Annotated in this window: 27 protein-coding genes; 16 read left to right on the forward strand and 11 right to left on the reverse strand. The window is 61.0% G+C overall.

All coding sequences use genetic code 11. The annotated features are described in order from the left end of the window. Positions 1 to 9 precede the first annotated feature (9 nt). Genes phnC through EEB11_RS10430 form a run of 5 tightly spaced genes read left to right on the forward strand, consistent with a single transcriptional unit; the run spans position 10 to position 4,735 of the window. Positions 10 to 828: a phosphonate ABC transporter ATP-binding protein gene (gene phnC / locus EEB11_RS10410; RefSeq protein ID WP_135431058.1), complete on the forward strand. Its 819-nt coding sequence runs from the start codon at positions 10 to 12 to the stop codon at positions 826 to 828. A gap of 50 nt (positions 829 to 878) precedes the next feature. Further along, positions 879 to 1,784, forward strand: coding sequence for a phosphonate ABC transporter substrate-binding protein (gene phnD / locus EEB11_RS10415; RefSeq protein WP_135431060.1), 906 nt, complete (start codon positions 879 to 881; stop codon positions 1,782 to 1,784). 60 nt (positions 1,785 to 1,844) lie between these two features. After that, a complete protein-coding gene (gene phnE, locus EEB11_RS10420) occupies positions 1,845 to 2,723 on the forward strand; it encodes a phosphonate ABC transporter, permease protein PhnE (protein ID WP_135431062.1) in 879 nt (292 codons plus the stop codon). Between the two features lie 53 nt (positions 2,724 to 2,776). Further along, complete coding sequence (phnE, locus tag EEB11_RS10425) at positions 2,777 to 4,117, forward strand: phosphonate ABC transporter, permease protein PhnE (protein WP_135431064.1); 1,341 nt, start codon at positions 2,777 to 2,779, stop codon at positions 4,115 to 4,117. After that, positions 4,118 to 4,735, forward strand: a complete 618-nt coding sequence (locus tag EEB11_RS10430; RefSeq protein ID WP_135431066.1) for an LbetaH domain-containing protein — start codon at positions 4,118 to 4,120, stop codon at positions 4,733 to 4,735. Here the strand turns inward: EEB11_RS10430 and phnF are convergent. Then, positions 4,732 to 5,463: a phosphonate metabolism transcriptional regulator PhnF gene (phnF, locus tag EEB11_RS10435; protein WP_135431068.1), complete on the reverse strand. Its 732-nt coding sequence runs from the start codon at positions 5,461 to 5,463 to the stop codon at positions 4,732 to 4,734. The genes EEB11_RS10430 and phnF overlap by 4 nt on opposite strands. Positions 5,464 to 5,565: 102 nt before the next feature. Between phnF and phnG the strand changes: the two genes are divergently transcribed. The 7 genes from phnG to EEB11_RS10470 are packed head-to-tail and all read left to right on the forward strand — an operon-like array spanning position 5,566 to position 10,552. After that, the gene (gene phnG / locus EEB11_RS10440; RefSeq protein ID WP_135431070.1) at positions 5,566 to 6,018 is read left to right on the forward strand and encodes a phosphonate C-P lyase system protein PhnG; all 453 of its coding nucleotides are present in this window, start codon (positions 5,566 to 5,568) and stop codon (positions 6,016 to 6,018) included. Next, a complete protein-coding gene (gene phnH / locus EEB11_RS10445; protein WP_135431071.1) occupies positions 6,015 to 6,593 on the forward strand; it encodes a phosphonate C-P lyase system protein PhnH in 579 nt (192 codons plus the stop codon). The genes phnG and phnH overlap by 4 nt, the downstream gene beginning before the upstream one ends. Beyond that, positions 6,584 to 7,666 carry a carbon-phosphorus lyase complex subunit gene (locus tag EEB11_RS10450; protein WP_135431072.1) on the forward strand — a complete coding sequence of 361 codons (1,083 nt, stop codon included), beginning with the start codon at positions 6,584 to 6,586 and terminating at the stop codon, positions 7,664 to 7,666. Before phnH ends, EEB11_RS10450 begins: the two co-directional genes overlap by 10 nt. Beyond that, positions 7,663 to 8,532: an alpha-D-ribose 1-methylphosphonate 5-phosphate C-P-lyase PhnJ gene (locus EEB11_RS10455; RefSeq protein WP_135431073.1), complete on the forward strand. Its 870-nt coding sequence runs from the start codon at positions 7,663 to 7,665 to the stop codon at positions 8,530 to 8,532. The genes EEB11_RS10450 and EEB11_RS10455 overlap by 4 nt, the downstream gene beginning before the upstream one ends. Further along, entirely contained in the window at positions 8,532 to 9,323 is a 792-nt protein-coding gene (gene phnK / locus EEB11_RS10460) for a phosphonate C-P lyase system protein PhnK (protein WP_135431075.1), read from the forward strand. Before EEB11_RS10455 ends, phnK begins: the two co-directional genes overlap by 1 nt. A 9-nt stretch (positions 9,324 to 9,332) precedes the next feature. Continuing rightward, the gene (gene phnL / locus EEB11_RS10465; RefSeq protein ID WP_135431076.1) at positions 9,333 to 10,016 is read left to right on the forward strand and encodes a phosphonate C-P lyase system protein PhnL; all 684 of its coding nucleotides are present in this window, start codon (positions 9,333 to 9,335) and stop codon (positions 10,014 to 10,016) included. Further along, a complete protein-coding gene (locus tag EEB11_RS10470) occupies positions 10,013 to 10,552 on the forward strand; it encodes a ribose 1,5-bisphosphate phosphokinase PhnN (protein WP_135431077.1) in 540 nt (179 codons plus the stop codon). Before phnL ends, EEB11_RS10470 begins: the two co-directional genes overlap by 4 nt. Here the strand turns inward: EEB11_RS10470 and EEB11_RS10475 are convergent. Beyond that, positions 10,519 to 11,259 carry a DUF1045 domain-containing protein gene (locus tag EEB11_RS10475; RefSeq protein WP_245298860.1) on the reverse strand — a complete coding sequence of 247 codons (741 nt, stop codon included), beginning with the start codon at positions 11,257 to 11,259 and terminating at the stop codon, positions 10,519 to 10,521. The two genes, EEB11_RS10470 and EEB11_RS10475, sit on opposite strands and share 34 nt — an antisense overlap. A gap of 41 nt (positions 11,260 to 11,300) precedes the next feature. On the opposite strand from EEB11_RS10475, the gene EEB11_RS10480 reads away from it, so the two are divergent. Next, positions 11,301 to 12,443 (forward strand): alpha-D-ribose 1-methylphosphonate 5-triphosphate diphosphatase, encoded by a 1,143-nt coding sequence (locus tag EEB11_RS10480; protein ID WP_135431079.1) that lies wholly within the window; start codon positions 11,301 to 11,303, stop codon positions 12,441 to 12,443. Positions 12,444 to 12,462: 19 nt separating this feature from the next. Here EEB11_RS10480 and EEB11_RS10485 read toward each other — a convergent pair whose 3' ends face one another. Continuing rightward, entirely contained in the window at positions 12,463 to 12,996 is a 534-nt protein-coding gene (locus EEB11_RS10485) for a nucleotide exchange factor GrpE (RefSeq protein ID WP_135431080.1), read from the reverse strand. 43 nt (positions 12,997 to 13,039) lie between these two features. Next, entirely contained in the window at positions 13,040 to 14,110 is a 1,071-nt protein-coding gene (hrcA, locus tag EEB11_RS10490; RefSeq protein WP_135431082.1) for a heat-inducible transcriptional repressor HrcA, read from the reverse strand. Between the two features lie 111 nt (positions 14,111 to 14,221). Between hrcA and rph the strand changes: the two genes are divergently transcribed. The 3 genes from rph to hemW are packed head-to-tail and all read left to right on the forward strand — an operon-like array spanning position 14,222 to position 16,751. After that, positions 14,222 to 14,938: a ribonuclease PH gene (gene rph, locus EEB11_RS10495; protein ID WP_135431084.1), complete on the forward strand. Its 717-nt coding sequence runs from the start codon at positions 14,222 to 14,224 to the stop codon at positions 14,936 to 14,938. Between the two features lie 2 nt (positions 14,939 to 14,940). After that, a complete protein-coding gene (gene rdgB, locus EEB11_RS10500; RefSeq protein ID WP_135431086.1) occupies positions 14,941 to 15,549 on the forward strand; it encodes an RdgB/HAM1 family non-canonical purine NTP pyrophosphatase in 609 nt (202 codons plus the stop codon). Between the two features lie 47 nt (positions 15,550 to 15,596). Then, positions 15,597 to 16,751, forward strand: a complete 1,155-nt coding sequence (gene hemW, locus EEB11_RS10505) for a radical SAM family heme chaperone HemW (protein WP_135431088.1) — start codon at positions 15,597 to 15,599, stop codon at positions 16,749 to 16,751. Positions 16,752 to 16,760: 9 nt separating this feature from the next. Here hemW and EEB11_RS10510 read toward each other — a convergent pair whose 3' ends face one another. The 7 genes from EEB11_RS10510 to hemJ all read right to left on the reverse strand — a co-directional run bounded on the left by EEB11_RS10510 (position 16,761) and on the right by hemJ (position 24,138). Further along, positions 16,761 to 17,675 carry a ParB/RepB/Spo0J family partition protein gene (locus EEB11_RS10510; protein ID WP_135431090.1) on the reverse strand — a complete coding sequence of 305 codons (915 nt, stop codon included), beginning with the start codon at positions 17,673 to 17,675 and terminating at the stop codon, positions 16,761 to 16,763. 15 nt (positions 17,676 to 17,690) lie between these two features. Beyond that, on the reverse strand, positions 17,691 to 18,503 hold the full coding sequence (locus tag EEB11_RS10515; RefSeq protein ID WP_135431092.1) for a ParA family protein: 813 nt from the start codon (positions 18,501 to 18,503) through the stop codon (positions 17,691 to 17,693). After that, entirely contained in the window at positions 18,496 to 19,122 is a 627-nt protein-coding gene (gene rsmG, locus EEB11_RS10520; protein WP_245298861.1) for a 16S rRNA (guanine(527)-N(7))-methyltransferase RsmG, read from the reverse strand. The genes EEB11_RS10515 and rsmG overlap by 8 nt, the downstream gene beginning before the upstream one ends. Continuing rightward, positions 19,119 to 20,984, reverse strand: a complete 1,866-nt coding sequence (mnmG, locus tag EEB11_RS10525) for a tRNA uridine-5-carboxymethylaminomethyl(34) synthesis enzyme MnmG (protein ID WP_167852717.1) — start codon at positions 20,982 to 20,984, stop codon at positions 19,119 to 19,121. Before mnmG ends, rsmG begins: the two co-directional genes overlap by 4 nt. Positions 20,985 to 20,995: 11 nt before the next feature. Beyond that, a complete protein-coding gene (gene mnmE, locus EEB11_RS10530; protein WP_135431096.1) occupies positions 20,996 to 22,273 on the reverse strand; it encodes a tRNA uridine-5-carboxymethylaminomethyl(34) synthesis GTPase MnmE in 1,278 nt (425 codons plus the stop codon). Positions 22,274 to 22,296: 23 nt separating this feature from the next. Continuing rightward, on the reverse strand, positions 22,297 to 23,568 hold the full coding sequence (gene rho / locus EEB11_RS10535; protein ID WP_103335031.1) for a transcription termination factor Rho: 1,272 nt from the start codon (positions 23,566 to 23,568) through the stop codon (positions 22,297 to 22,299). A gap of 120 nt (positions 23,569 to 23,688) precedes the next feature. Then, positions 23,689 to 24,138 carry a protoporphyrinogen oxidase HemJ gene (gene hemJ, locus EEB11_RS10540; protein ID WP_135431107.1) on the reverse strand — a complete coding sequence of 150 codons (450 nt, stop codon included), beginning with the start codon at positions 24,136 to 24,138 and terminating at the stop codon, positions 23,689 to 23,691. Positions 24,139 to 24,476: the final 338 nt, after the last annotated feature.

The following is a 24,476-nucleotide window of genomic DNA, read 5'->3' on the forward strand; positions in this document are numbered from 1 at the left end:
GGCTGCCATATGCTGGACGTGAAAGACGTAACCCGAATGTTCGGGACCAAGGCCGCTGTGGACCGGGTCAGCTTTACTGTCACCGGCCCGGCCTTTGTCGGCATCATCGGGCGGTCGGGTGCCGGCAAATCCACCTTCCTGCGCATGATGAACCGGCTGACCGATGCGACATTCGGGCAGATCATGGTGGATGGCACCGATATTCTGGCGCTGCGTGGCGCGCAGGCGCGCGCCTGGCAAAGCCAGTGCGCGATGATCTTTCAGCAGTTCAATCTGGTGCCGCGCATGGATGTGGCGTCGAACGTGCTGCACGGCATCCTGAACCGCCGGTCGACGATGCAGACCATGTTCAACCTGTGGCCCCGCGCCGACATCATCCGCGCGCTGGAGATCCTTGACCGTCTTGGCATCGCCGAACAGGCCCCGAAACGGACCGAGGCGTTGTCGGGCGGCCAGCAGCAGCGCGTGGCGATTGCACGGGCGCTGATGCAGGACCCCAAGATCATTCTGGCGGATGAGCCCATCGCCAGCCTTGACCCGATGAATGCGCAGATCGTGATGGACGCGCTGAAAAAGATCAATGTCGAGGATGGCCGCATGGTCATCGCCAACCTGCACACGCTGGACACCGCGCGGCGCTATTGCGACCGGGTGATCGGCATGCGCGATGGGCGCATCGTGTTTGACGGCACACCGGACCAGCTGTCGACCGGGGTGGCCCGCGACATTTACGGCGCCGATGCGTCATTCAACGAATCCGCGACCTCTACCGCGATTCCCACGGATGCCACAGCCGACCGCGTCTATGCCGACGCGATGCTGTCCTGATTTTCCCGACTTCCAACGGCCGCTTCGGCCATCAACCACAGGAAACCCTGATGAAACCGCTGCTCCTTTCCCTCATCGCCTCTACCGCCCTTGCCGGCACCGCCATGGCACAGGACGCCATCACCGGCTTCAACATCGGTATCCTTGGCGGCGAAAACGCCCAGGACCGCATGACGAGCAACGAATGCTTCCGCAAATACGTTGAAGAAGCCATCGGTGTGCCGGTCAAACTGTTTGCCCCCGCCGACTATGACGGCGTGATCCAGGGCCTGCTGGGCGGCACCATCGATATGGCGTGGCTTGGGCCATCAGCCTATGCCAAGGTTTACCTGACCAACCCCGAAGCGGTTGACGTGGCCATGGTGAAAACCAACCTCGACAAGACCTATACCTACTATTCCATCGGCTTCGCCCGCGCCGACAGCGGCATCACGTCGATGGATGACATGAAGGGCAAGGTCATGTCCTTCAACGACCCGAACTCGGCTTCGGGCTATCTGATCCCGCGCGTGGAACTGCCGCAATCGGGCTATTCGATCGAGCCGGGTGAATTCTATGGCGACGTGAAGTTCACCGGCGGTCACGAACAGACCATCGTTGCGGTAAAGAACGGGGATGTCGATGCCGGCGTGACCTGGGCCGACGGTCAGGGCGACTGGGAAGACGGCTATAACTCCGGCGCGCTGCGCAAGGCCTCGGATGCCGGTCTGGTCGACATGAACGATCTGGTCGAAATCTGGCGCTCCAAGCCGATCCCGGAAGGTCCGATCGTTCTGCGCCGCGCCCTGCCGCAGGATGTCAAGCAAAGCATCATCGACCTGACCATGGGTTTGATCGACAAGGACAAGGACTGCACCTACAACATCGCCGCAGGTGAAACCGCCGGCTTCACCGAAGTCGGCCATGATGTCTATGAAACCATGATCGAAGTCCGTCGCCAGCAAGACGGCATGTAATTTCAGAACCAATCTGCCGGGCCGCCCCATGGGTGGCCCGGCAATTTTTTGGGGGCCACCATGGTTGATATCGCCTTCGGGCCAGAGCGGGGAAAGCGCCCCGACACCGCCAGCATTCAGGACAGCTATCTGGACATGGTCCGCCGCAAGCGGATGTATGGCGGCATTCTGCTGGCGCTGTTCATTGCCACGCTCGCCTCGGGCTGGATGCTGGCCGACAGCCGCAACGCGGGTGGGTTCTGGAACGGCATCCTCAATGTTTTTGACTTTCCGTCCGAGGTCGTGGCTGAGGCATGGGTAAAGCGCGCCCTGATCCCCGCCTTGTTCATCGATCATATTCCCGCCCTGATCGAGACGCTCAATATCGCCGCCGTCGCCACCCTTCTGGGCGGTGTCGCCGCGATGAGCCTGTCGCTGCTGGCCACGCGCGGCCTTGCCCGCTGGCCCCGGATGATCCCGGTGTTCCGCCGCAGCATGGATGCGCTGCGCGCAATCCCGGAAATCGTGATTGCTCTGGTGCTGATCTATATTCTGGGCGGTGGCCCAGTGCCCGCCGTCATTGCCATCGCCCTGCATACCGGCGGGGCTTTGGGCAAACTCTTCTCTGAAGTGGCGGAAAACGCCGACCTGAAGCCGGTTGAAGGGCTGCAATCGGTGGGGGCCAGCTGGACCCAGCAGATGTGGCTGGGGGTGATCCCGCAAGTGGCGCCAAATTGGCTGTCCTATGCATTGCTGCGGTTCGAGATCAACGTGCGTGCCTCGGCCATCCTCGGCTTTGTCGGCGAAGGCGGCATCGGCCATGACCTGAAGCTTGCGATGCAATGGGGTCAGGGCCGGTATGACGAGGTGGTGGCGATCTTCCTCCTCTTGTTCTTTGCCATCGTGGTCATCGACCGCACCTCGGACCACTTCCGCAACCGTCTGGTCAAGGGGCGTTGATCCATGCGCGCCGTCCCGAATCCCACTTATGACCCAGAGACAAAGGCCGCCCAATGACCGCCAGTGCCCTGACCGCCAGCCCGATTCCGCCGTCTCTGGCCGAGACTGTTACCAAAAGCTTTGCGCGCAAGCGCCTGATGGCTTTTGCCGTGCCCGCCCTGATCCTGCTCTATCTGGCCTATACCGCCGTCGCCTTCGATCTGGCCGGGCTGGCGCAGCGTGCCAAGCTAGACAATGCCGCGATCCTGTTGTCGGACTTCGTCACGCACAAAACCCATGTCACCCGCGACAATCGCGACGGCAAGCTGACCGTCTCGGTCGAGGGTGAAGGCAAGGGCACCTATCCGCCCGACCGGTTGCCCGAATGGGTGATCACCACGGGCGAGGTCACAACAATCGACCTCGGCAAAGGCAGTGTTGTCACCTATGACAGCGATGGCGCGCGCTTCGTCGTGCCCGATTACGGCACCATCGACATCCGCCCCGATGGCGACCGCCTGATACTGAACGCGCCGCAGCCCCTGCCGTCATGGATCAACGTCAGCGACACCCGCGTTTCGGTGACCACGCCTGCTGGGCGTTTCAGCTACACGAGGTCAAAGGTTGAAACCTTCCGCTATCAGTTCGGCTGGGAGCTGTTCTTTTTCACGCTTGACAGTCCGTTTTCGGGTAAGGGTCCGCTGGAACTGGTGGGTCTCGCCCTGTCCGGTGACCGCATCGATCCCGCCCGCAGCAACGTTTCCTACATGGTAAACGAAGTCTGGACGAACAAGATGTGGCGGCATGGCGACGTCGTCTGGGCCTTGTTCGAGACGATTTTAATGGCCTTTCTTGGCACCATGGGCGCGGCGATCATCGCGCTGCCTCTTGGGTTTGTAGCGGCCAGCAACTTCAACCCGCTGGCGCCAGTGCGCTTTGGCCTGCGCCGGGTGTTCGATTTCATCCGCGGGGTGGACGGGCTGATCTGGACCATCATCCTGAGCCGCGCCTTTGGCCCCGGCCCGATGACCGGCGCGCTGGCGATCCTGATTACCGACACCGGATCGTTCGGCAAGATGTTTTCCGAAGCGCTGGAGAATATCGACGACAAGCAGGTCGAAGGCGTGCGGTCCACCGGGGCCAACAGCCTGCTGCGCGCCCGCTTTGGCGTTATTCCGCAGGTGACGCCGGTGCTTTTGTCGCAGGTGCTGTATTATCTGGAATCCAACACCCGCAGCGCCACCGTGATCGGCGCGATTGTGGGCGGCGGAATCGGGCTTTTGCTGACCCAAGCGATCCAGACCCAGAAGGATTGGGAAGAGGTAGCCTATTACATGACGCTGATCGTGCTGATGGTGATGGCGATGGACAGCCTGTCGGGCTGGCTGCGCCGCAAGCTGATCAAGGGGGAATAGATGCCCAAGCTCTCTGCCACTGACCCGCTGATCCATCCGGGCTGCCAGATTGTGAACAGCCGGTTGGGGGCGTGGGTCGAGGTGGGGGCGGACAGTCGCGTGCTAAACTCCGACTTCGAGGATTATGCCTATTGCGACCGGTTGGCCGACATTGCCAATACCACAGTGGGCAAGTTCGCCAACATCGCCGCCATGGTCCGCATCGGCCCGACGGATCACCCGATGGACCATGCCAGCCTGCACCATTTTGTCTACCGGTCCAGCTATTACTGGGACGACGCCGCGGATGACGCGGGGTTCTTCGAACGCCGCCAAAGCCGCCGTACGGTGGTTGGCCCGGATACCTGGATCGGCCATGGCGCGATCATCAAGCCTGATGTGACCATCGGCGCAGGGGCCGTCATTGCCTCGGGCGCGGTCGTCACCCGTGACGTGCCGCCCTATACCATCGTGGCGGGCGTCCCGGCGAGCCCGCTGCGCCCCCGCTTTCCGGATGAGATCGCGGCGCGGTTGCTGGCGCTGGCGTGGTGGGATTGGGACCATGACCGTCTGCGCGCCGCGCTGCCGGATTTCCGGGTGCTCAAGGCCGAAGCGTTTCTCGACAAGTACAACGGTTAAGGGGGGCTGTCCGGCGTATGGGTCAGTGTCACCCGGTCACCGGCAAACCATGTCAGCCCGTATTCCACCGGCTGGCCAGACAGATCCGTATTCACCGCCTCTGACCGCAGAATTGCCGCGCCTTCGGCCAGCCGCAGCGCAACAGCCTGCACCGCCGTTGCCAACCGCGCGGTGATTTTTGTGGCCCGCCGGGTGTAATCGGACAGCCCGCAGGCCGACAAAGCCGCCGTGATCGACGGGTTTTCCGCCGCATGGGTCAGCAGGTCGGGAAACCGCTCCGCCGGGAAGACCGAGCGGAACGTGGCAACCGGCTGCCCGTCCGCCATCGACACCCCCTCCACCACATGGACCGGCGCGCCTGGCGCAAGGCCCAAAGCCTCGGCCTCCACGGCGTCGCAGGCCCGGGTTTCCAGCCGGTTGATCTGGCGCGAGGCTGTGCGCCCCGAGGCTGTGATGTTCTGATGAAACCGCACCCGCAGGCCCAAGGGATACTCTGTCGGCTGCACCATCACATAGACCCCCGACCCGCGCCGCGAATGCAGCGTGCCGGCCTGCACCAAAGACTGGACCGCATGCCGCACGGTGTGCCGGTTCACCCCGAAGCGCGCGGAAAGCTGCGATTCGGTCGGCAGCTTGTCACCGGGGCGGTAGTGGCCACGGGCAATTTCGACCGACAGGGTTTCGGCGATGGAGGTCCACAGCGCGGTGCGGGTGGTGGGGTCTGTCATGAAAAATTCACGCCTTTGGTGGTTGCGGGATGGGCGGTTGAGGCGTAACATTTGTCTAGTTGTATAGTATGCTAGACAACTTGGCAAGATGTCGGGGGCAGAATGAACGCAGACTCACCCACAGATCAAACCGCGCGGCGCGACTGGATGTCGGCGCTGGCCAAGGCCGATCCGGCGCGGTTGGCCGCGTTGATGCCGGAGTTGCCAGCGTTGGAGCCGCTGCGCCCACCAGAGATTGGCGCCGTGATGGTGCGGGGCCGGGTCGGTGCCACGGGTGCGCCGTTCAATCTGGGCGAGATGACGGTGACGCGCTGCTCGGTCCGGCTGGCGGATGGCACGGTGGGGCATGGCTATGTGCAGGGGCGCGACCAGGCGCATGCGATGCGCGCCGCCGCACTGGACGCGCTGATGCAGACGGATCAGGCAGAGCGGTTGCAGACCACGGTGCTGGATGTGTTGGTGGCAGAGGCCGATGTGGCACGGGTGCAGCGCGCCGAAAAGGCGGCTGCGACGAAGGTTGATTTCTTTACCATGGTGCGGGGAGAAGACGCATGACAGGCATAGCCCTTGGCGGCGGGTTTTCCCATCCGCCGGAACAGGCTGCACGGGCGTTTCGGGCGGTGTTAGAAGCTGTTTCGCGCCCCGGTACGATCTGGACGGTTGAAGGGGCGGTACCACCGGCCCCCCTGACGGTTGCGGCGGGCACCGTTCTTCTGACGCTGGCGGATGGCACCGCGCCGGTGCATCTGGCAGGGGATGCCGATTGCCAGCCGGTGCGCGATTGGATCACCTTTCACATCGGCGCGCCTTTGGTTGGGGCTGAGGGGGCGATGTTTGCGGTGGGGCGATGGCAGGATCTGCTGCCGCTTGGGCGGTTTCACCCCGGTGATCCGGATTACCCGGACCGGGCGGCGACGCTGATCGTGCTGATGAACGACCTGACAAATGCAGGCGCTAGGCTGACCGGGCCCGGGATCAAGGATGCGGCGCGCCTGTCGCTGCCCGAGATTGCCGCGTTTCAGCGCAATGCGGTGCAGTTTCCGCTGGGTCTGGACTTCATTTTTACCGCAGGCGACCGCGTGGCCGCCCTGCCCCGATCAACGAAAGTGGAGGGCGCGGCATGTATGTAGCGGTCAAGGGCGGCGAGCGGGCCATCGACAATGCCCATGCCTGGCTGGCCGAAGAGCGCCGGGGTGATCCGGGCGTGGCGGAACTGGGCGTGGCGCAGATCCGTGAGCAGCTGGCGCTGGCGGTGAACCGGGTGATGGCGGAGGGGTCGCTTTTCGACCCTGATCTGGCGGCTTTGGCGATCAAGCAGGCGCGCGGTGATCTGATTGAAGCGGTGTTCCTGATCCGAGCCTATCGCACCACCCTGCCCCGGCTGGGCGCGTCGAACCCGGTGGATACCGGGGCAATGGCGGTGGATCGGCGGGTGAGTGCCACGTTCAAGGATCTGCCCGGCGGGCAGATATTGGGGCCGACGTTTGACTATACGCACCGTCTGCTGGATTTCAAACTGGCGGCAGAGGCCGCGGTGCCGGAAGCGGCGACCGCCCCGGCGCTGGCGGGGCCGGTGCCGCATGTAACGGGGTTTCTGAACCGCGATGGGTTGATCGAGGGGGCGGAACGGTCTGACGCCACGCCGCCCGATCTGACCCGCGAGCCGATGGAACTGCCCGCCGACCGCGCCTTGCGGTTGCAGGCGATCACGCGGGGGGATGAGGGGTTTGTGCTGTCGATGGCCTATTCCACGCAGCGCGGCTATGGGCGCACGCATGCCTTTGTGGGGGAGTTGCGCATTGGCAGGGTGGCGGTGGAGATGGACATTCCTGAACTGGGGTTCGCAATCGAGATTGGCGAGGTGGAGCTGACCGAATGTGAAACGGTCAACCAGTTCAAAGGGTCAAAGACCGAGCCGCCGCAGTTCACGCGAGGGTATGGGTTGGTGTTTGGCCAAAGCGAACGGAAGGCGATTGCGATGTCTCTGGTGGACCGCGCCCTGCGCTGGAAAGAGTTGGGCGAGGATGACACCGGCGCACCGGCACAGGATGAGGAATTCGTGTTGATGCATTGCGACAACATTCAGGCGACCGGGTTTCTGGAGCATATCAAGCTGCCGCATTACGTGGATTTTCAATCCGAGCTGGAACTGGTGCGGCGGTTGCGGGCCGAGGCGATGGCTGTGCAGGAGGCGGCGGAATGACCGATCAGGCCTATAACTTCGCCTATCTGGACGAACAGACCAAGCGGATGATCCGCCGCGCGATCCTGAAGGGGCTGGCGGTGCCGGGCTATCAGGTGCCGTTTGCCAGCCGCGAGATGCCGATGCCTTATGGTTGGGGCACAGGTGGGGTGCAGGTGACCGCTGCCTGCCTGACGCCGGAAGATGTGCTGAAGGTGATCGATCAGGGTGCGGATGACACCACCAACGCGGTGAGCATCCGCAAATTCTTTCAGCGCACGGCGGGGGTGCGGGTGACCGAGTCGACGGGTGAGGCCAGCGTGATCCAGACCCGGCACCGGATTCCCGAAGCGCCACTGCGCGAGGGGCAGATCTTGGTCTATCAGGTGCCGATCCCGGAGCCGCTGCGGTTTTTGGAACCGCGCGAAGCGGAGACGCGGAAGATGCATGAGCTGGAAGAATACGGGCTGATGCATGTGAAACTGTATGAGGACATCGCGCGGCATGGCGAGATTGCCACCAGCTATGCCTATCCGGTGAAGGTGGAGGGGCGCTATGTGATGGACCCATCGCCCATTCCGAAGTTCGACAACCCGAAACTGGGGGATTGCCCGGCGATTCAGCTGTTTGGCGCGGGGCGCGAGCAGCGGATCTATGCGGTGCCGCCCTATACACAGGTGGTGAGCCTCGATTTCGACGACCATCCGTTTGTGGCATCCAAGGCGCCGCATGATTGCGATCTGTGCGGGGCGGATGAAAGCTATCTGGATGAGGTGATCATCGACGATGCGGGCGGGCGGATGTTTGTGTGTTCCGACACCGATTTCTGTGCCGGGCGGCAGGCGGCGGGGCATCGCGGGCGATTGTCACCGGCGGAGGTGGTGTGATGGGCGTGGTGGAAGCGGATATGCGGGCGGCGCTGGATCAGCCGTTGCTGAGCGTGACCGGGCTGACCAAGCGCTATGGCGCGCGGATCGGCTGCAGCGATGTGTCGTTTGATCTGTTCCCCGGCGAGGTGATGGGGATTGTGGGGGAAAGCGGGTCGGGGAAATCGACGCTGCTGTCTTGCCTTGCCGGGCATCTGGTGCCCGATGAGGGGCAGGTGACTTATTCGGGCCGCGATGTGCTGGCGATGGCGGAGACGGAACGGCGGCGGCTTTCGCGCACCGAATGGGCCTATGTGCACCAGAACCCGCGCGACGGGTTGCGGATGGGGGTGAGCGCGGGCGGAAATGTGGGCGAGCGGTTGATGGCGGTGGGGGCGCGCCATTATGGCGAGATCCGGGGCGCGGCGGCGGACTGGCTGGGCCGGGTGGAGATTGCAGCCGACCGGATCGACGACCGGCCGAGCGCCTTTTCCGGCGGGATGCAGCAACGGTTGCAGATCGCGCGCAATCTGGTGACCGGGCCGCGGCTGGTGTTCATGGACGAGCCGACGGGCGGTCTTGATGTCAGCGTGCAGGCGCGGCTTTTGGACCTGTTGCGCGGGCTAGTGCGGGATATGGGGCTGTCGGTCATCATCGTGACGCATGATCTGGCGGTGGTGCGGTTGCTGGCCGACCGGCTGATGGTGATGAAGGGGGGCCGTGTGGTGGAACAGGGTCTGACCGATCAGGTGCTGGACGATCCGCAGGATGCCTATACGCAGCTGCTGGTCTCTTCTGTTTTGCAGGTCTGAGAGATGCCGATGATCGAGATTACCAATCTGTCGAAAACATTCACCCTGCACAATCAGGGGGGCGTGGTCATTCCGGTGATGGCGGGAGCGAGCCTGCGGATTGCGGCGGGAGAGTGTGTGGGGCTGACCGGGCAATCGGGGTCGGGCAAGTCGACGCTGATGCGGATGGTGTACGGCAATTACCTGACCGCCGGGGGCAGCCTTGTGGTGGCAGGCGTTGATGTGGCGCGGGCCAGCCCTCGTGAGATCATCGCCTTGCGGCGCAGCACGTTGGGCTATGTCAGCCAGTTCCTGCGGGTGGTGCCACGGGTGGCGACGGTGGATGTGGTGGCCGAACCGCTGTTGCAGCTGGGGCGCCCGGTGGGGCAGGCGCGGGCGCGGGCAGAGGAGCTGTTGTCGCGGCTGAACATTCCGCAGCGGTTGTGGTCACTGTCGCCCACCACGTTTTCGGGCGGCGAGCAGCAGCGGGTGAACATCGCGCGCGGCTTTGCCCATGCCTTTCCGGTGCTGTTGCTGGACGAGCCGACCGCCAGTCTTGATGCGGTGAACCGCGAGGTTGTGCTGACGCTGATCGAGGAGGCAAAGGCGCGGGGGGCGGCGATTTTGGGAATCTTCCATGATGAGGGCGCGCGGGCGCGGGTCTGTGACCGGCTGGTGGATGTGACCGGATTTACCCCCGGGCTGGCGGCATGATCTTTGCGGTGGTCGGGCCATCGGGTGCGGGGAAAGACACGCTGATTGCCGGGGCTTGCGCGCGGGACCCCGGTTTGCGGCTGGTGCGGCGGGTGATTACCCGGCCCGGTAATGCGGGGGGCGAGGATTTCGAGGGTGTGACGGAGGATGCGTTTCTGGCGCGGCGCGCGGCGGGGGAATTTGCGCTGGACTGGCAGGCGCATGGGTTGTGGTATGGCATTCCGGCGGCGCAGCTGGAGGGGCCGGGGCCGGTGCTGTTCAACGGGTCGCGGGCGGCGCTGCCTGCGGCACTGGATCTGATCCCGGATTTGGTGGTCATTGTGGTGACCGCCCCGGTGGAGGTGCTGGCGGCGCGGCTGGCGGCGCGGGGGCGTGAGACGGTGGAGGATGTTCGCGCGCGGCTTGATCGGGCGGGGTTTGAGCTGCCGGACGGCGTGGTGCCGCGTGTAGTGGTGAATGATGGCAGCGCCGAGGACGGCATCGCGCGGTTTCTGGCGGCGGTCTACCCGGAGAGCGGGAAGCGGTGCAGCAGATGAAAGCGGCCATCCGCATCTTCGCAGAACAGGCAGAGGTCTTCGATGGCGAAGGGCTTTGGCAGGACTGGGGCGAGATGGGCGGACAGGACCGGGGCGGTCTGCGCGGCGTGATCCGCGGGCAGCATGTTGGTCAGCGTGAGGTGAAAGTGGAAGTCCTCCATCACATGCGGATAGCCCCATGTGTCGAGCAGCGCCAACTGGCGGGGGCTGAGGCTTTCAGGGCGACGGCGGGCGCGTTCAGCCCCGGTCATCGGGGCGCGCAGGGGGTTGGTGGCGCGCACCACCTGTGCCGCGAGGGTGTTGAGGGCAGAGGTATCGCCCATGGGCGTCAGGGCGACGAAGCCGTGCAGGTTTTGCACGCTCAGGCCGTCGCAGGTGGCGGGGGACAGCTGGCGCGACAAGGTGCGGACGGCATCTGCCACGTCATCCGCGCCAAGCCCATCCGCCGGACGGAACGGCGCGCGGAGGGTGCCGTGAAAGCCGTATTTGCGCGGATCGGTGGTCAGACCGGCCAAGGGCATCGGCAATCCGGGCAGGTCGGGTTGCGGTGCCGGACGGGCACTGGCACTGTCCCAGCCCAAAAGGGCGGCGGTTGCCTCGGCGAAGGGGCCGGGGCGCGGGGCATAGAAGATAGCGAAGCGTTTCATCTGATCCATGGTGGCGGGATAGGGTGGCTTTGTCACACGGGTGTGACGGGTTAATGTCATTGGACCCCCTGCCCCACGGATCGCAAGACAGGACTTGAGACATGAGTGAAGTTATTCTGCAAAACGCCGTTCTGGTGCTGCCAGGCGAGGTGATCCGGGGCAGCCTGCAGATGAAGGATGGCCGGATCGCGGATATCAGCGAGGGAGCATCCCATGTGGCGGGCGCGGTGGAGTGCGACGGCGATCTGGTGATGCCGGGGCTGATCGAGCTGCACACCGACAATCTGGAGCGGCATATCGAGCCACGGCCGCGCGTGAACTGGCCGCATCAGGCGGCGATCATCGCGCATGATGCGGAACTGGCCAGCGTGGGGATTACCACGGTGTTTGATGCCCTGCGGGTGGGATCGGTGACCTCGAACGCCAAGGCGAATTACGGGGAGTATGCCCGTGCGCTGGCGGATGAGATTCTGGACCTGCGGGCGCGTGGCGCCCTGCGGATCAGCCATTTTCTGCACCTGCGGGCGGAAGTGTGTTCAGAGACGCTGGTGGACGAGATGGCGAAGTTCGGGCCAGATGACCGGATCGGCATTGTCAGCCTGATGGACCATACGCCGGGTGAGCGGCAGTTCCGGGATGTCTCGAAATTGAAGGATTATGTCTGCGGCAAGCATGGCATGAGCGATGATGAGTTCGACGCCCATGTGAGCGGCCAGCGCGCGCTGCGCGACCGGCTTGGGGCGCTGCATGAGGCGACGGCGGTGGCGGAGAGCCGGCGCTACGGGGCCACATTGGCCAGCCATGACGACACGACTGCGCCGCAGGTGGCGGTGTCATCGGGGCATGGGGTGACCTTTGCCGAGTTTCCGACCACGGTTGAGGCGGCGATTGCCTGCCGTCAGCACGGCATCAAGGTGATGATGGGGGCGCCGAACCTGATCCGGGGCGGGTCGCATTCGGGGAATGTGGCGGCAAGCGAATTGGCCGAGGCGGATTTGCTGGACATCGTGTCGTCAGACTATGTGCCGTCATCGCTGTTGTCGGCGGCCTTGTTGCTGGGCGATCTGTGGGGGGATGTGGCGCGCGGGGTGGCCTGTGTGACGCAGGCCCCGGCCCTTGCGACTGGGCTGAGGGATCGTGGCCAGTTGGTGCCGGGCGCGCGGGCGGATGTTTTGCGTGTGGCGCGCATGGGGGCGGCGGCGGCGGTGCGTGGCACCTGGGTGCAGGGCAAGCGGGTGGCCTGAGCGGCCACCCCGGGAATGATCAGTTTGCGGGCGTGGACGAGACGCCGACCTGCGCCGGGCGCAAAAGTCGGTCATGCAGCATGAAGCCTTCGGTCATCACCTGAATGATGTTGCCTGCCTTGGTGCCCGGAACCGGAGCTTCGAACATGGCCTGATGCAGTTGGGGATCAAACGCATCACCCGGCAAGGGGGAGATCGGGATCATGCCATGTTTGGTCATGACCTGGGTCAGCTCGCGCAGGGTTAGCTCCACCCCTTCGATCAGGGCGGCGGCGTGGCTGCGGGTTTCGTCGGTTGTCGCGTCGAGTGCGCGTTTGAGGTTGTCAAACACCGGGAGAAGATCGCGGGCGAGCCGGGTGCTGCCGTATTGTTCAGCCTCGCGCCGGTCACGATCGGCGCGCTTACGGGAATTTTCGGCATCCGCAAGGGCGCGCATGAAGCGGTCGCGCATGTCATCGCGTTCGGCGCGCAGGGCGTCGAGTTCATCGGCTTGGACGAAATCTTCCACGCTTTCGAATTCTGTCGTGTCGGGGCTGGGGTTTTCCTGAGCCATCTGCTGTCTTCCTTACACAAACCTTTTGCCGATCATCGGCTGATTAGCCCTTGCCGCGTTCGGATACCATCCGCCCGACAAGCTGGGCCGTGTAATCGACAATCGGAACGATACGGCCGTAGTTCAGCCGCGTCGGACCAATGACGCCAACGGCACCGATGATCTTGCGATCAGCGTTCATATAGGGAGAGACCACCAGAGAGGAACCCGAAAGTGAGAAAAGCTTGTTCTCGGAGCCAATAAAAATGCGCACACCGTCGCCGGACTCGGTCAGTTCAAGGAAATCGGCGATGTCTCGCTTGCGCTCCAGATCGTCGAACAGGATGCGGATGCGGTCGATCTCCAGCCCTTCGGTGGCACCTTCGAGCAGGTTGGCGCGGCCACGCACGATCAGCCGCTCCCCTTGCTCGCCGCCGTTTTCCCAGATCGCGATACCGCTTTCGACCAGATCGCGAGCCAGAACGTCGATCTCCTGACGATGCAGGGCGATATCCTGCGTCATGGTGCGGCGCAGATCAGACAGGGTGCGGCCTTCGGCGAGCGCGTTGAGGAAATTCGCGGCCTCGCGCATGGAGGATGGGGTTTGCCCGGCAGGCGGCGTGAACAAGCGGTTTTCGACATGACCATCGGCAAAGACCAGCACCACCAGCGCCCGGTCCGCTGCCAGGCTGACGAATTCGATATGCTTGATCGGCGCCTCACGTTTTGGCGACAGCACCAGACTTGCGCCGCGCGTGATGCCAGAGAGGGCGGACCCGACCTGATCGAGCAGCGAGGCCACATCGCGGTCGGAGTCGGTGAAGGTTGCGTCGATCTTGTCGCGGTCTTCCTGCGCGACGGTTCCGACTTCAAGCAGGCCGTCGACGAACATCCGCAGGCCACGCTGCGTGGGGATGCGACCGGCAGAGATATGCGGGCTGTCGAGGAGGCCCAGAAATTCGAGATCCTGCATCACATTGCGAATGGTTGCAGCCGACACCTTCTCGGTCATGCTGCGCGTGAGGCTGCGCGAGCCGACGGGTTCGCCAGAGGTGAGGTAGCCTTCCACCACGCGCCGGAACACCTCACGGGACCGGTCATTCATCTCGGTCAGCAGTTTTGCGCCATCGGTCATCTGCGACTCCTTTTGATTGCAAGAGTATTCCGATCGGCAGGATGGTCAATCGGGGTTGCATCGCCCCCTTTGCCACGCATATCTGGCTAAAATCCATGGAAAGGAACAACGATGCGCCCCTCTGGCCGGAAACTGGACCAAATGCGGTCGATCTCGATTGAAACGAGCGTGATGCGGCACGCGGAAGGCTCTTGCCTGATCAAGATGGGGGATACGCATGTCTTGTGTTCGGCAACCATCGAGGACAAGGCGCCTTCGTTTCTGAAAAACACCGGCCTTGGCTGGGTGACCGCAGAATATGGCATGCTGCCACGTGCCACGAACAGCCGCATGCGCCGGGAAGCTGCCGTGGGCAAGCAGAGCGGAAGAACTCAGGAAATTCAAAGGCTTATCGGTCGATCGCTGCGGGCGGGGGTTGACCGGAGTGCGTTGGGGGAGCGTCAGATTGTGGTGGACTGCGATGTGCTGCAAGCCGATGGTGGGACGCGGTGCGCGGCAATCACCGGCGGATGGGTGGCGTTGCGACTGGCGGTGAACCGGCTTTTGGCGGCGGGAACCATTGTGAGCGATCCGGTCATTGACCATGTGGCGGCGGTCTCTTGCGGGATTTATGCGGGGCAGCCGGTTCTGGATCTGGATTATCCGGAGGACTCGGCCGCCGGGACCGATGGCAATTTCGTGATGACCGGGCGCGGCAGGTTGATCGAAGTGCAGATGTCGGCAGAGGGGGCGTCTTTTTCGCGCGAAGAAATGCTGGAGCTGCTGGATCTGGCCGAGGCGGGCTCGACGCTGTTGGTTGCGGCGCAGGCCGCGGCTTTGAAAGGCTAGCCATGGGACTCTCACTTGGGCCAAGGCTTTTGGTGGCCACTCATAATGCCGGGAAGCTGGAAGAAATCGCCGATCTGCTTGGCCCTCATGGGATTGAGGTGGTGTCAGCTGCCGCGTTCGGACTGCCGGAGCCGGAGGAAACCGAAGACAGCTTTGTCGGCAATGCCCGCCTTAAGGCCCATGCTGCGGCAAAGGCGACGGGATTGCCTGCACTGGCGGATGACTCTGGCATCTGTGTTGATGCGCTGAAGGGTGCCCCTGGCGTGTACACCGCGGATTGGGCAGAGACACCGGCGGGGCGTGATTTTTCGCTGGCAATGACGCGGACATGGGAGGCCTGTGAGGCGATTTCAGCTCCGCATCCCCGTCTGGCACAGTTTCGCTGCACGCTCGTCTTGGCGTGGCCGGATGGACGTGATCTGGTGTTTGAGGGTCAGGTATCCGGGCAATTGGTCTGGCCGATGCGGGGCGCGCAAGGGCATGGCTATGACCCGATGTTTCAACCAGGTGGCTATGCCTTGACCTTTGCTGAAATGGACCGTGCGGTGAAGGGGGAGATCAGCCATCGGGCGGCTGCGTTCCGAAAGCTGGTCGCCCATTGTTTCACGTGAAACACCCTTGCTGTCACTGGCCCGTTTGACTGCCACTGGAGGACCACATGCAAAGATGGCAGGAAGCAGGCTTCGGTCTTTATGTGCATTGGCCCTTTTGTCAGTCGAAGTGCCCATACTGTGATTTCAACAGCCACGTCTCTGACTCGGTGGATCACGATGACTGGGCGGCCGCATATCTAAATGAGTTGCGGAGGTATGCGGAGGAAACGCCCGGTCGCGTGCTGAGCAGTATATTTTTCGGCGGCGGCACCCCGTCGCTGATGAAGCCAGCGACGGTTGCGGCCATTGTGGACGAAGCGGTGAAACTGTGGACGCCCGCAAATGATATCGAGATTACGCTTGAGGCAAACCCGACATCCGTCGAAATCGGACGGTTTGCGGAATTCAAGTCGGCTGGAATAAATCGGGTTTCGGTTGGGGTGCAGGCTTTAAATGACACCGATCTGCGACGACTGGGCCGGATGCATGACGCCCGCGAGGCCCGCAGAGCAATTGATGTTTCGCAGGCTGTCTTTGACCGGACGAGCTTCGACCTTATCTATGCACGGCAAGACCAAACCATCGGTGAGTGGGAGGCTGAGCTGAAAGAGGCACTCGCGCTGGCTGACGGTCACCTTTCCTTGTACCAACTGACCATTGAGCCCGGCACCGTATTCGGTGCCCGGTTTGAGCGTGGCCTGCTAAAAGGTCTTCCCGTGGAAGACGTTGCCGCGGACATGTACGAGTTGACGCAGGATATCTGCACTGCACATGCGCGACCTGCATATGAAATTTCCAATCATGCGCGGCCAGGAGACGAGTCGCGGCACAACATGATCTATTGGCGGTGTGGCGATTTTCTGGGGATTGGTCCGGGCGCACATGGCAGACTGACCGATTCGGACGACCACCGTTACTCTACTATGGCTCTGCAGATGCCTGGGGAATGGCTGGAGGGTGCGCTGGGTCGGAACCCGAAAGACGGCCGCGAGCTTCTGTCACGAGAGGCGCAGGCAACCGAGCTGCTTCTAATGGGGATGCGGGTCAACGCCGGCGTCGACCTGACGGAGTATGAGGGCATTTTGGGCGCTCCGCTGTCTCCTGCAAAACTGGAGCCCCTCAAGACGCAGGGACTTGTCAATATTACCAACGGCCTGCTTCACACCACGCCTTCGGGAAGGCTTCTTTTGAACTGGGTCCTCAAGGAATTACTGATCTGATCCCTGCGCTCACGGCGTGAAGTCACGCGGCAAGACAGAAAGCGCCTGACAGATCATATCCAGTTGATCGAGATTTCTATAGTGCAGGCGCAACACACCGCCCTCCCCCGACGGGTCATGGTCAATGGTAACGCTCATCCCCAGATTGGCGCTCAGATCCAATTCGATCGCACGGGTGTCGGCATCCTTCTCCTCCCGACCAGATCGCTTCGCTTTGCCTGCCCGGTCCATTCCCACACTGCGGACCAGCTTTTCGGTCGCACGAACCGACAAACCAGCACCGACAACCTTAACCGCGAGTGCGAGAGGATCTGGTGTTCCGATCAGCGTACGGGCGTGGCCGGCAGAAAGCTTGCCGGTACGAATCATTGTAAGAACTTCGTCGGGCAAGCTGAGCAGCCGCATGGTATTGGCGACATGTGATCTGCTTTTAGACAGCGCCTCGGCAAGCTTTTCCTGCGTATGGCCAAAGCTGTCCATCAGTTGCCTGAAGCCCAACGCTTCTTCGACCGCGTTCAGATCAGCGCGCTGGATGTTCTCTATGATGGCGATTTCCAGCACTTCATCATCAGAAAACACCCGCACCACGACCGGTACATCGTGCAACTGCGCCATCTGCGCGGCCCGCCACCGGCGTTCACCTGCGACGATCTGATAATCACCGCTTTCAGGAATGGCGCGGACAACGAGCGGCTGAATGATGCCCTTCGCTCGTACGGATGCCGCGAGCTCTTCCAGAAGGGCAGGATCAAAATCGCGGCGCGGCTGATTCGGGTTTGGAAAGACCTTCTCGATAGGAAGGACAGTGATGCCAAGGCCGGTCACCCTGTCGCTGCTGTCCACATCGCCCCTCAAAAGGTTTACGTCTGCCATCAAAGCGGACAAACCCCGCCCCAGACCCTTACGATCCTGTTTCTTTTCCATCGGGTTTCCTTTTGGTCAGGCAGCGCGACCGTTTGATTTTCGCGAAATAACTTCAAGGGACAAGCGGCGATAGGCATCTGCGCCCTTCGACGTTGGATCATATTGAAGAATGGGCAGCGCGTAGGAAGGTGCCTCTGACACCCTTACATTCCTAGGGATCGTCGTCGAGAAAACCATGTCGCCCAAAGTCGCCCTGGCGTCCGCTTCAACCTGCTGCGAGAGGCGGTTTCTGCTGTCCGTCATGGTCACGAGCACACCTTCGATCCGGAGGCGAGGATTGGCAGACTTTCGGATATCCCGAACGGTCAGCATCAATTGCGATAGCCCTTCCAGCGCGAAAAACTCGCTTTGCAACGGGATTAGAACCGATTCAGCGGCCACGAGGGCATTAACCGTCAGTAGGGACAGCGACGGCGGGCAATCTACAAGCACGAAATCATGTCCGATTGCTAGGAACCGGGTTTCCTGTATCGCATCAGACAGTAAAAAAGATCTCTTCTCGCTCGAAACAAGGTCGATGTCTGCAGATGCGAGATCTGCGTTTGCCGGGCAGAGCGAGATTCCCGGCACTGTGGTGTCCTGTATCAGGTCAATCAATAGCGCCTGATCTAACAACAAATCATAGGTGGTTTGCTTCCTCGCCTCTGGCACGACACCCAAACCGGTTGAGGCATTGCCTTGCGGGTCCATGTCAATGACGAGGACCTTATATCCGAATTCTGCAAGGCCTGCGGCAAGATTTATGGTGGTGGTGGTCTTGCCCACCCCGCCCTTCTGGTTTGCGATGGCGATGACCCTTGGGATTCGACGTTGAGCTTCATCAGACATGTTGAATATTCCTGAGCGCCAATATCGCGGCGGCTGGCTCTGTCTTACTGGGATGGACCCGCAAATCAAAGGCCCAATCAGAGCGCGCGGCCGTCACCTCGGCCTGGTAATTGATGCCCTTTGGGAACAGCGCCTGGCCATTTTTGCCCAAATGCCGCATCGCAAAGGCACATAGCTTGGTCAGCGGCCCCAACGCGCGCGCGGAAAGCACATCAGCTGCCAACGGAGGCGTCTCTTCAATTCGGGCGTTGAGCACCGTTACAGTCACGTCGAGTTGGCGAGCAGCCTCACGCAAGAATGTGGCTTTTCGGCTGTCCGCTTCCACCAGCGTAACCGCAATCTTTTTAGCCGAGTCACCTGCCAGTACAGCAATAACTAAGCCTGGGAAGCCGCCGCCGCTCCCCAAATCGGCCCAAACGCCTTCCTCCAGATCCATCAGGGTATAGAGTTGGAGCGAATCCAGGATATGACGCTGGTACAGGTTTGAGATACTGCCCTTTGAAACAAGATTGATTGCCGGGTTCCACTTTCGGACCAATGCTTCCAAGAGATCCAGTCGCTCGAATGTTTCACGTGAAACATCGCCGCCCAAATCAAACCCATGCAACTTCGGCATCATCCCGCCTCCCGCAGAGCCGCTGACCTCCGGACGTTTGCCAGGATGAGCGCGAGAGCCGCGGGAGTCATCCCCTCGATCTGTGCCGCTACGGCCAGTGACGCCGGTCGTTGCCGCTGCAGCTTTGACAACAGCTCGCCAGAGAGCCCGGAGAGGCCCGCATAGGAGAAATCAGCTGGGATCGCGGTAAGCTCTTCACGCTTGAGCTGATCAATCTGGGCCTGCTGCCGATCGAGGTAACGTCCGTACATCGCATCACGCAAAATCTGGGTCCGGATGTCGGGGTCGGCGTTAAGTAATTCGGGCAGCAGACGATCCTGCTGATCCGAAGTCATGGCAAACGCGCCCAGCACGTCGAGCCCGCTCCTGCGCGATCCGTCAGAGCTTACATGAACACCGCCCTCCAAAAGATCACGCGGCGTGAAAGTCCGTTTCTCAAGGCGACCCTTCAAGTCATTCAAATTGTTCAACTTTTTGTAAAAACTAGATTTTCTGGCCTCTGACACAATTCCCAGGGAAATTCCCTGCTCGGTCAAACGCTGATCGGCGTTGTCTGCGCGAAGCGACAACCGGTATTCTGCGCGCGATGTGAACATCCTGTATGGCTCCGTCACACCCCTGGATCTCAAGTCGTCCAACAGCACGCCAATGTAACTGCCAGAGCGATGAAACTGCACCGGCTCTTTGTCCATCGCGAGATGCCCTGCATTCAGCCCAGCAGCAAGCCCCTGTGCAGCTGCCTCTTCATAACCCGTTGTGCCGTTGATCTGACCCGCAAAAAACAGGCCTTCCAGATTCAACACTCCGAGTCCCGCCGACAGCGCGCGAGGGTCAAAGAAATCATACTCAATCGCATAGGCAGGCTGAAGGATCGTTGCGTTTTCGAGGCCCACTATTGAGGAAACATAGGCATTCTGGACCTCGATCGGGAGTGACGAGGAAATGCCGTTCGGATAGACAGTGTGATCTGTCAGGCCCTCTGGTTCCAAGAACACCTGATGGCTGTCCTTATCCGAGAACCTGACCACCTTGTCTTCAATTGACGGGCAATACCTTGGGCCAACTCCGTCAATATGACCACCGTACATCGCCGAACGTGACAAGTTTGCACGGATGATGTCGTGGGTCCTTTCATTGGTACGCGTGACGCCACATGACACCTGCCGTGCAACTGGCTTGCGATTCAGGAAAGAGAACATTGACGGCTCGTCATCGCCCTTTTGTTCGTCCAAAATCGACCAATTGATCGTCCGCCCATCTAGTCTGGGCGGTGTACCCGTTTTCAGGCGCCCGCGTTTCAAGTCAAGATCATTGAGCCTGTCACCAAGACGGGTCGATGGTGCATCGCCCATCCGACCCCCTGCCTGACGCTGATCGCCGATATGAATAAGGCCATTCAGGAAAGTTCCCGCAGTCAAAACCACCGCGCGTGCGCTCACGCTCTGTCCATCGGCCAGAATGACCCCTCCGATACGCGAATCGTCAGCGATCAAGTCTACGACTTCGCCCTCAATAAGGCTCAGGTTCTGTTGAGCTGACAATTCAGCCTGAACAAAAGTGCGATACAATGCCCGATCTGCTTGGGCGCGAGGCCCTTGGACTGCCGGGCCCTTCCGGAGGTTCAGCAGCCTGAACTGGATGCCCGCCGCATCCGCTGCGCGACCCATGATTCCATCCAGCGCATCAATTTCACGTACCAGATGACCCTTCCCAAGCCCGCCGATAGCAGGATTGCAGGACATCATTCCGATTGTAGCAAGCTTCTGTGTCACGAGCGCAACGCTCGCACCAGCGCGTGCGGCTGCCGAAGCTGCCTCTGTCCCCGCGTGGCCGCCACCGATGACAATGACGTCAAAATGTTTCACGTGAAACACTCCTACTTTCCAATACAAAAGCTGCTGAAGATCTCATCAAGTAATGCCTCAACACCGATTTTTCCTACCAGAATATCCAGTGCGTGGCTTGCCGTTCGAAGATCTGCAGCAACAAGTTCAAGGGATGGATTTATATCATACAAAGATCGGCGTGCCGACGCCATGGATTCGCTTGCCATCATCAGGGCAGACCGATGGCGATCGCGGATCAACAAGCCTGATCCAGAAACACGACGTTGAAGCCGTGTACGAATTTCTTCGACAAGCCAGTCAAGGCCCTGCCCACTCAGGCCAGAAACAGTGTTCGGTCCGGGTGCAAGATCCGCCTTTCCCCAGACAATGATGTCAGCTTCGGCGTCAGACTCGACATCCCCCGGCTCAAGCAGAAGAACCGTCAAATCAGCCAGCCGCGCCCGCTCTCGGGCGCGCTCAACACCAATCCGTTCAATCTCATCTGTCGCTTCACGCAGCCCTGCAGTATCAAGCAATGTGACCGGCAAGCCCCCAAGGTCCATCCGAACTTCAATAACATCGCGCGTCGTGCCCGCGACAGCAGAGGTAATTGCCACATCTCGTCCAACCAAGGCATTCAAAAGGCTCGATTTTCCAACGTTAGGGGCCCCGACAATGGCCACTTCAAAACCCGCCCTGACCCGTTCCGAACTGCGGCTTCCCTCAATCTCAGCCGAGAAAGACCGCAAAAGTCGGTCCACAATGTCACAAACTTCCGGAATCACATCAACCGGGATATCTTCATCCGCAAAATCTATCGTTGCTTCAATCAACGCCCCGGCACGGACCAGATCCTTGCGCCACACCGCCGCCCGCTGTCCAAGTCCTCCGGAAAGCACCCGCTGCGCCTGCCGCCGCTGGGCTTCGGTCTCCGCGTCAATCAGATCCGCAAGCGCCTCAACCTGCGTCAGATCCAGCATCCCGTTTTCAAGCGCTCGGCGCGTGAATTCCCCTGGCTCGGCCAGGCGCAGACCTGGCAGTCCCGTCAGAAACTGCAGCAGCGCCGAAACAACAGCTTCGCTACCATGTACCTGAAATTCAACGGCTTTTTCACCGGTAAAGCTGGCACCCGCCTCAAAGAACAACACAAGCGCGGTGTCCAGAAGCTCATCACCGATCATCAGTTTGCGCAGCACACCCCGTCGCGTTGGAAGCTGACAAATGCCCAATGCCGCAGCCGCATCAAGCGCCAATGGCCCCGACACCCTGACGACAGCAATACCCGCCTTGCCGCGGGCCGTGGCCAACGCAAATATCGTGTCCGACATGATCTGCCTCTGTCCTCAGGAACTCAGGTGTTCATCGATTCGAAGAACTCGGCATTTGACTTGGTCTGCTTCAGCTTCGAAATCAGGAACTCCACCGCATCGGTTGTCCCCATCGGGTTCAGGATCCGGCGCAGCACATAGGTCTTCTGCAGATCAATCTTCTCGACCAGCAGATCTTCCTTCCGGGTTCCGGATTTCAGGATGTCGATCGCCGGGAACACCCGTTTGTCAGCAACCTTGCGGTCCAGCACAATCTCGCTGTTCCCGGTGCCCTTGAACTCTTCGAAGATAACCTCATCCATCCGGCTTCCGGTGTCGATCAGCGCGGTCGCAATGATGGTCAGCGAACCACCCTCTTCGATATTGCGCGCAGCCCCAAAAAACCGCTTCGGGCGCTGCAATGCATTCGCATCCACACCGCCGGTCAACACCTTACCGGAAGACGGCACCACCGTGTTGAACGCCCGGCCCAGACGGGTGATCGAATCAAGCAGGATCACCACATCCCTTTTGTGCTCAACCAGTCGCTTCGCCTTCTCGATCACCATCTCGGCCACCGCCACATGCCGGGTCGCCGGCTCGTCAAAGGTAGAGGCCACAACCTCGCCCTTCACAGACCGCTGCATGTCGGTTACTTCCTCGGGCCGCTCGTCGATCAACAGCACGATCAGATAGCATTCCGGATGGTTGGTCGCCACCGAATGCGCGATATTCTGCAAAAGCACTGTTTTACCGGTCCGAGGCGGTGCCACGATCAGCGCCCGTTGCCCCTTGCCGATCGGTGCCACCAGGTCAATGATCCGGGCCGAACGATCCTTGATCGTCGGATCTTCGACCTCCATCTTGAAGCGCTCATCCGGGTACAGCGGCGTCAGATTGTCAAAATGAACCTTGTGCTTTGCCCGCTCCGGATCATCAAAATTGATCTTGGTCGCCTTGATCAGGCTGAAATACTTCTCGTTCTCACGCGGCGCCTGAATGACCCCCTCAATCGAATCCCCGGTCCGCAGACTGAACTGGCGGATCATCTCGGGGCTGACGTAAATGTCATCCGGGCCTGAAAGGTAGTTCGCCGACGGGCTGCGTAGAAATCCGAACCCGTCCTGCAACACCTCCAGAACGCCGTCGCCGCCGATCTCGAAGCCTTCCTCAGCATGTTCCTTCAGGATCTGGAACATCATCTCGCCCTTGCGCATGCTGGGCGCGTTCTCGATCTCCCATTCTTCAGCCATGGCCAGCAGGTCAGCCGGCGTCTTGGCTTTCAGATCGGCAAGATTCAAACGTTCTACAGTCATGGAATGGTCCTCTCGCAACCTGTTGGAAACAGGCAGCGCCATAGCATCAAGGGGGAAAAACAACGACCGGACGGCCATATCGTCTTCCCGATAAGACCAGATTTGCGAAAAGTCAATAAATCAGAACTTCACGATCACCGAAAACACGATCAGCACCAGCAAAACTGTCGGCACCTCGTTCATCATCCGATAGTGCCGCCCGCTCAAGGTGTTGGTCCCGGCGGCAAATGCCTTGCGACGGGCGGCAAGCCACATGTGAAACCACGTCATGCCTAGCACCGATGCCGCCTTCACCCAAGGCCACAGCATCGACCAGTCGACAACGCCCGGCGTCATGACCAGACCCAGACCAAAGATCCAGGTCGCAATCATCGCAGGGTTCATGATCGCGCGCAGCAGTCGGCGTTCCATGGTCTGAAACAGATCATCCGTGTCGGTGCCGGTCTTAACCGTTTCTTCATGATAGACAAACAGTCTGGGCAGATAGAACAGCCCAGCCATCCAGGCGATCACGGATATGACATGCAGGGCTTTCGTCCAAAGATACCAGTCGGCCAAAATATCTGTCATGTCATCCTCACCTGTTCTCTTCTTCTTTATTAAAAGAAATATAAGAAAGGAATGTTGTTGTAGGGCCTGTGGACAACAGAATTCCGGCTCTTGTCCCCAGTTCTGTGCACGTGTCTTGCCTTTTGGATAACTCCGTGGAAAACAAGCGTTTGCTGTGGATATCTATAGAAAAATGACGTTTTATCAGCCCTTTGGAAATAGGTAGGCTTCTGCCTGATCTGCCCCGCATGTGTCGCGGAGTCATCACCGGGTCCGATATCCGCGCCTTCGGATCTGCTCTGTCCACAGCGGGATATCTCTCGCGTGCTGCTTGACAAACCGGGGTCGCTTGCCACCCT

Source organism: Pseudotabrizicola sediminis, assembly GCF_004745575.1.
GTDB lineage: Bacteria > Pseudomonadota > Alphaproteobacteria > Rhodobacterales > Rhodobacteraceae > Pseudotabrizicola > Pseudotabrizicola sediminis.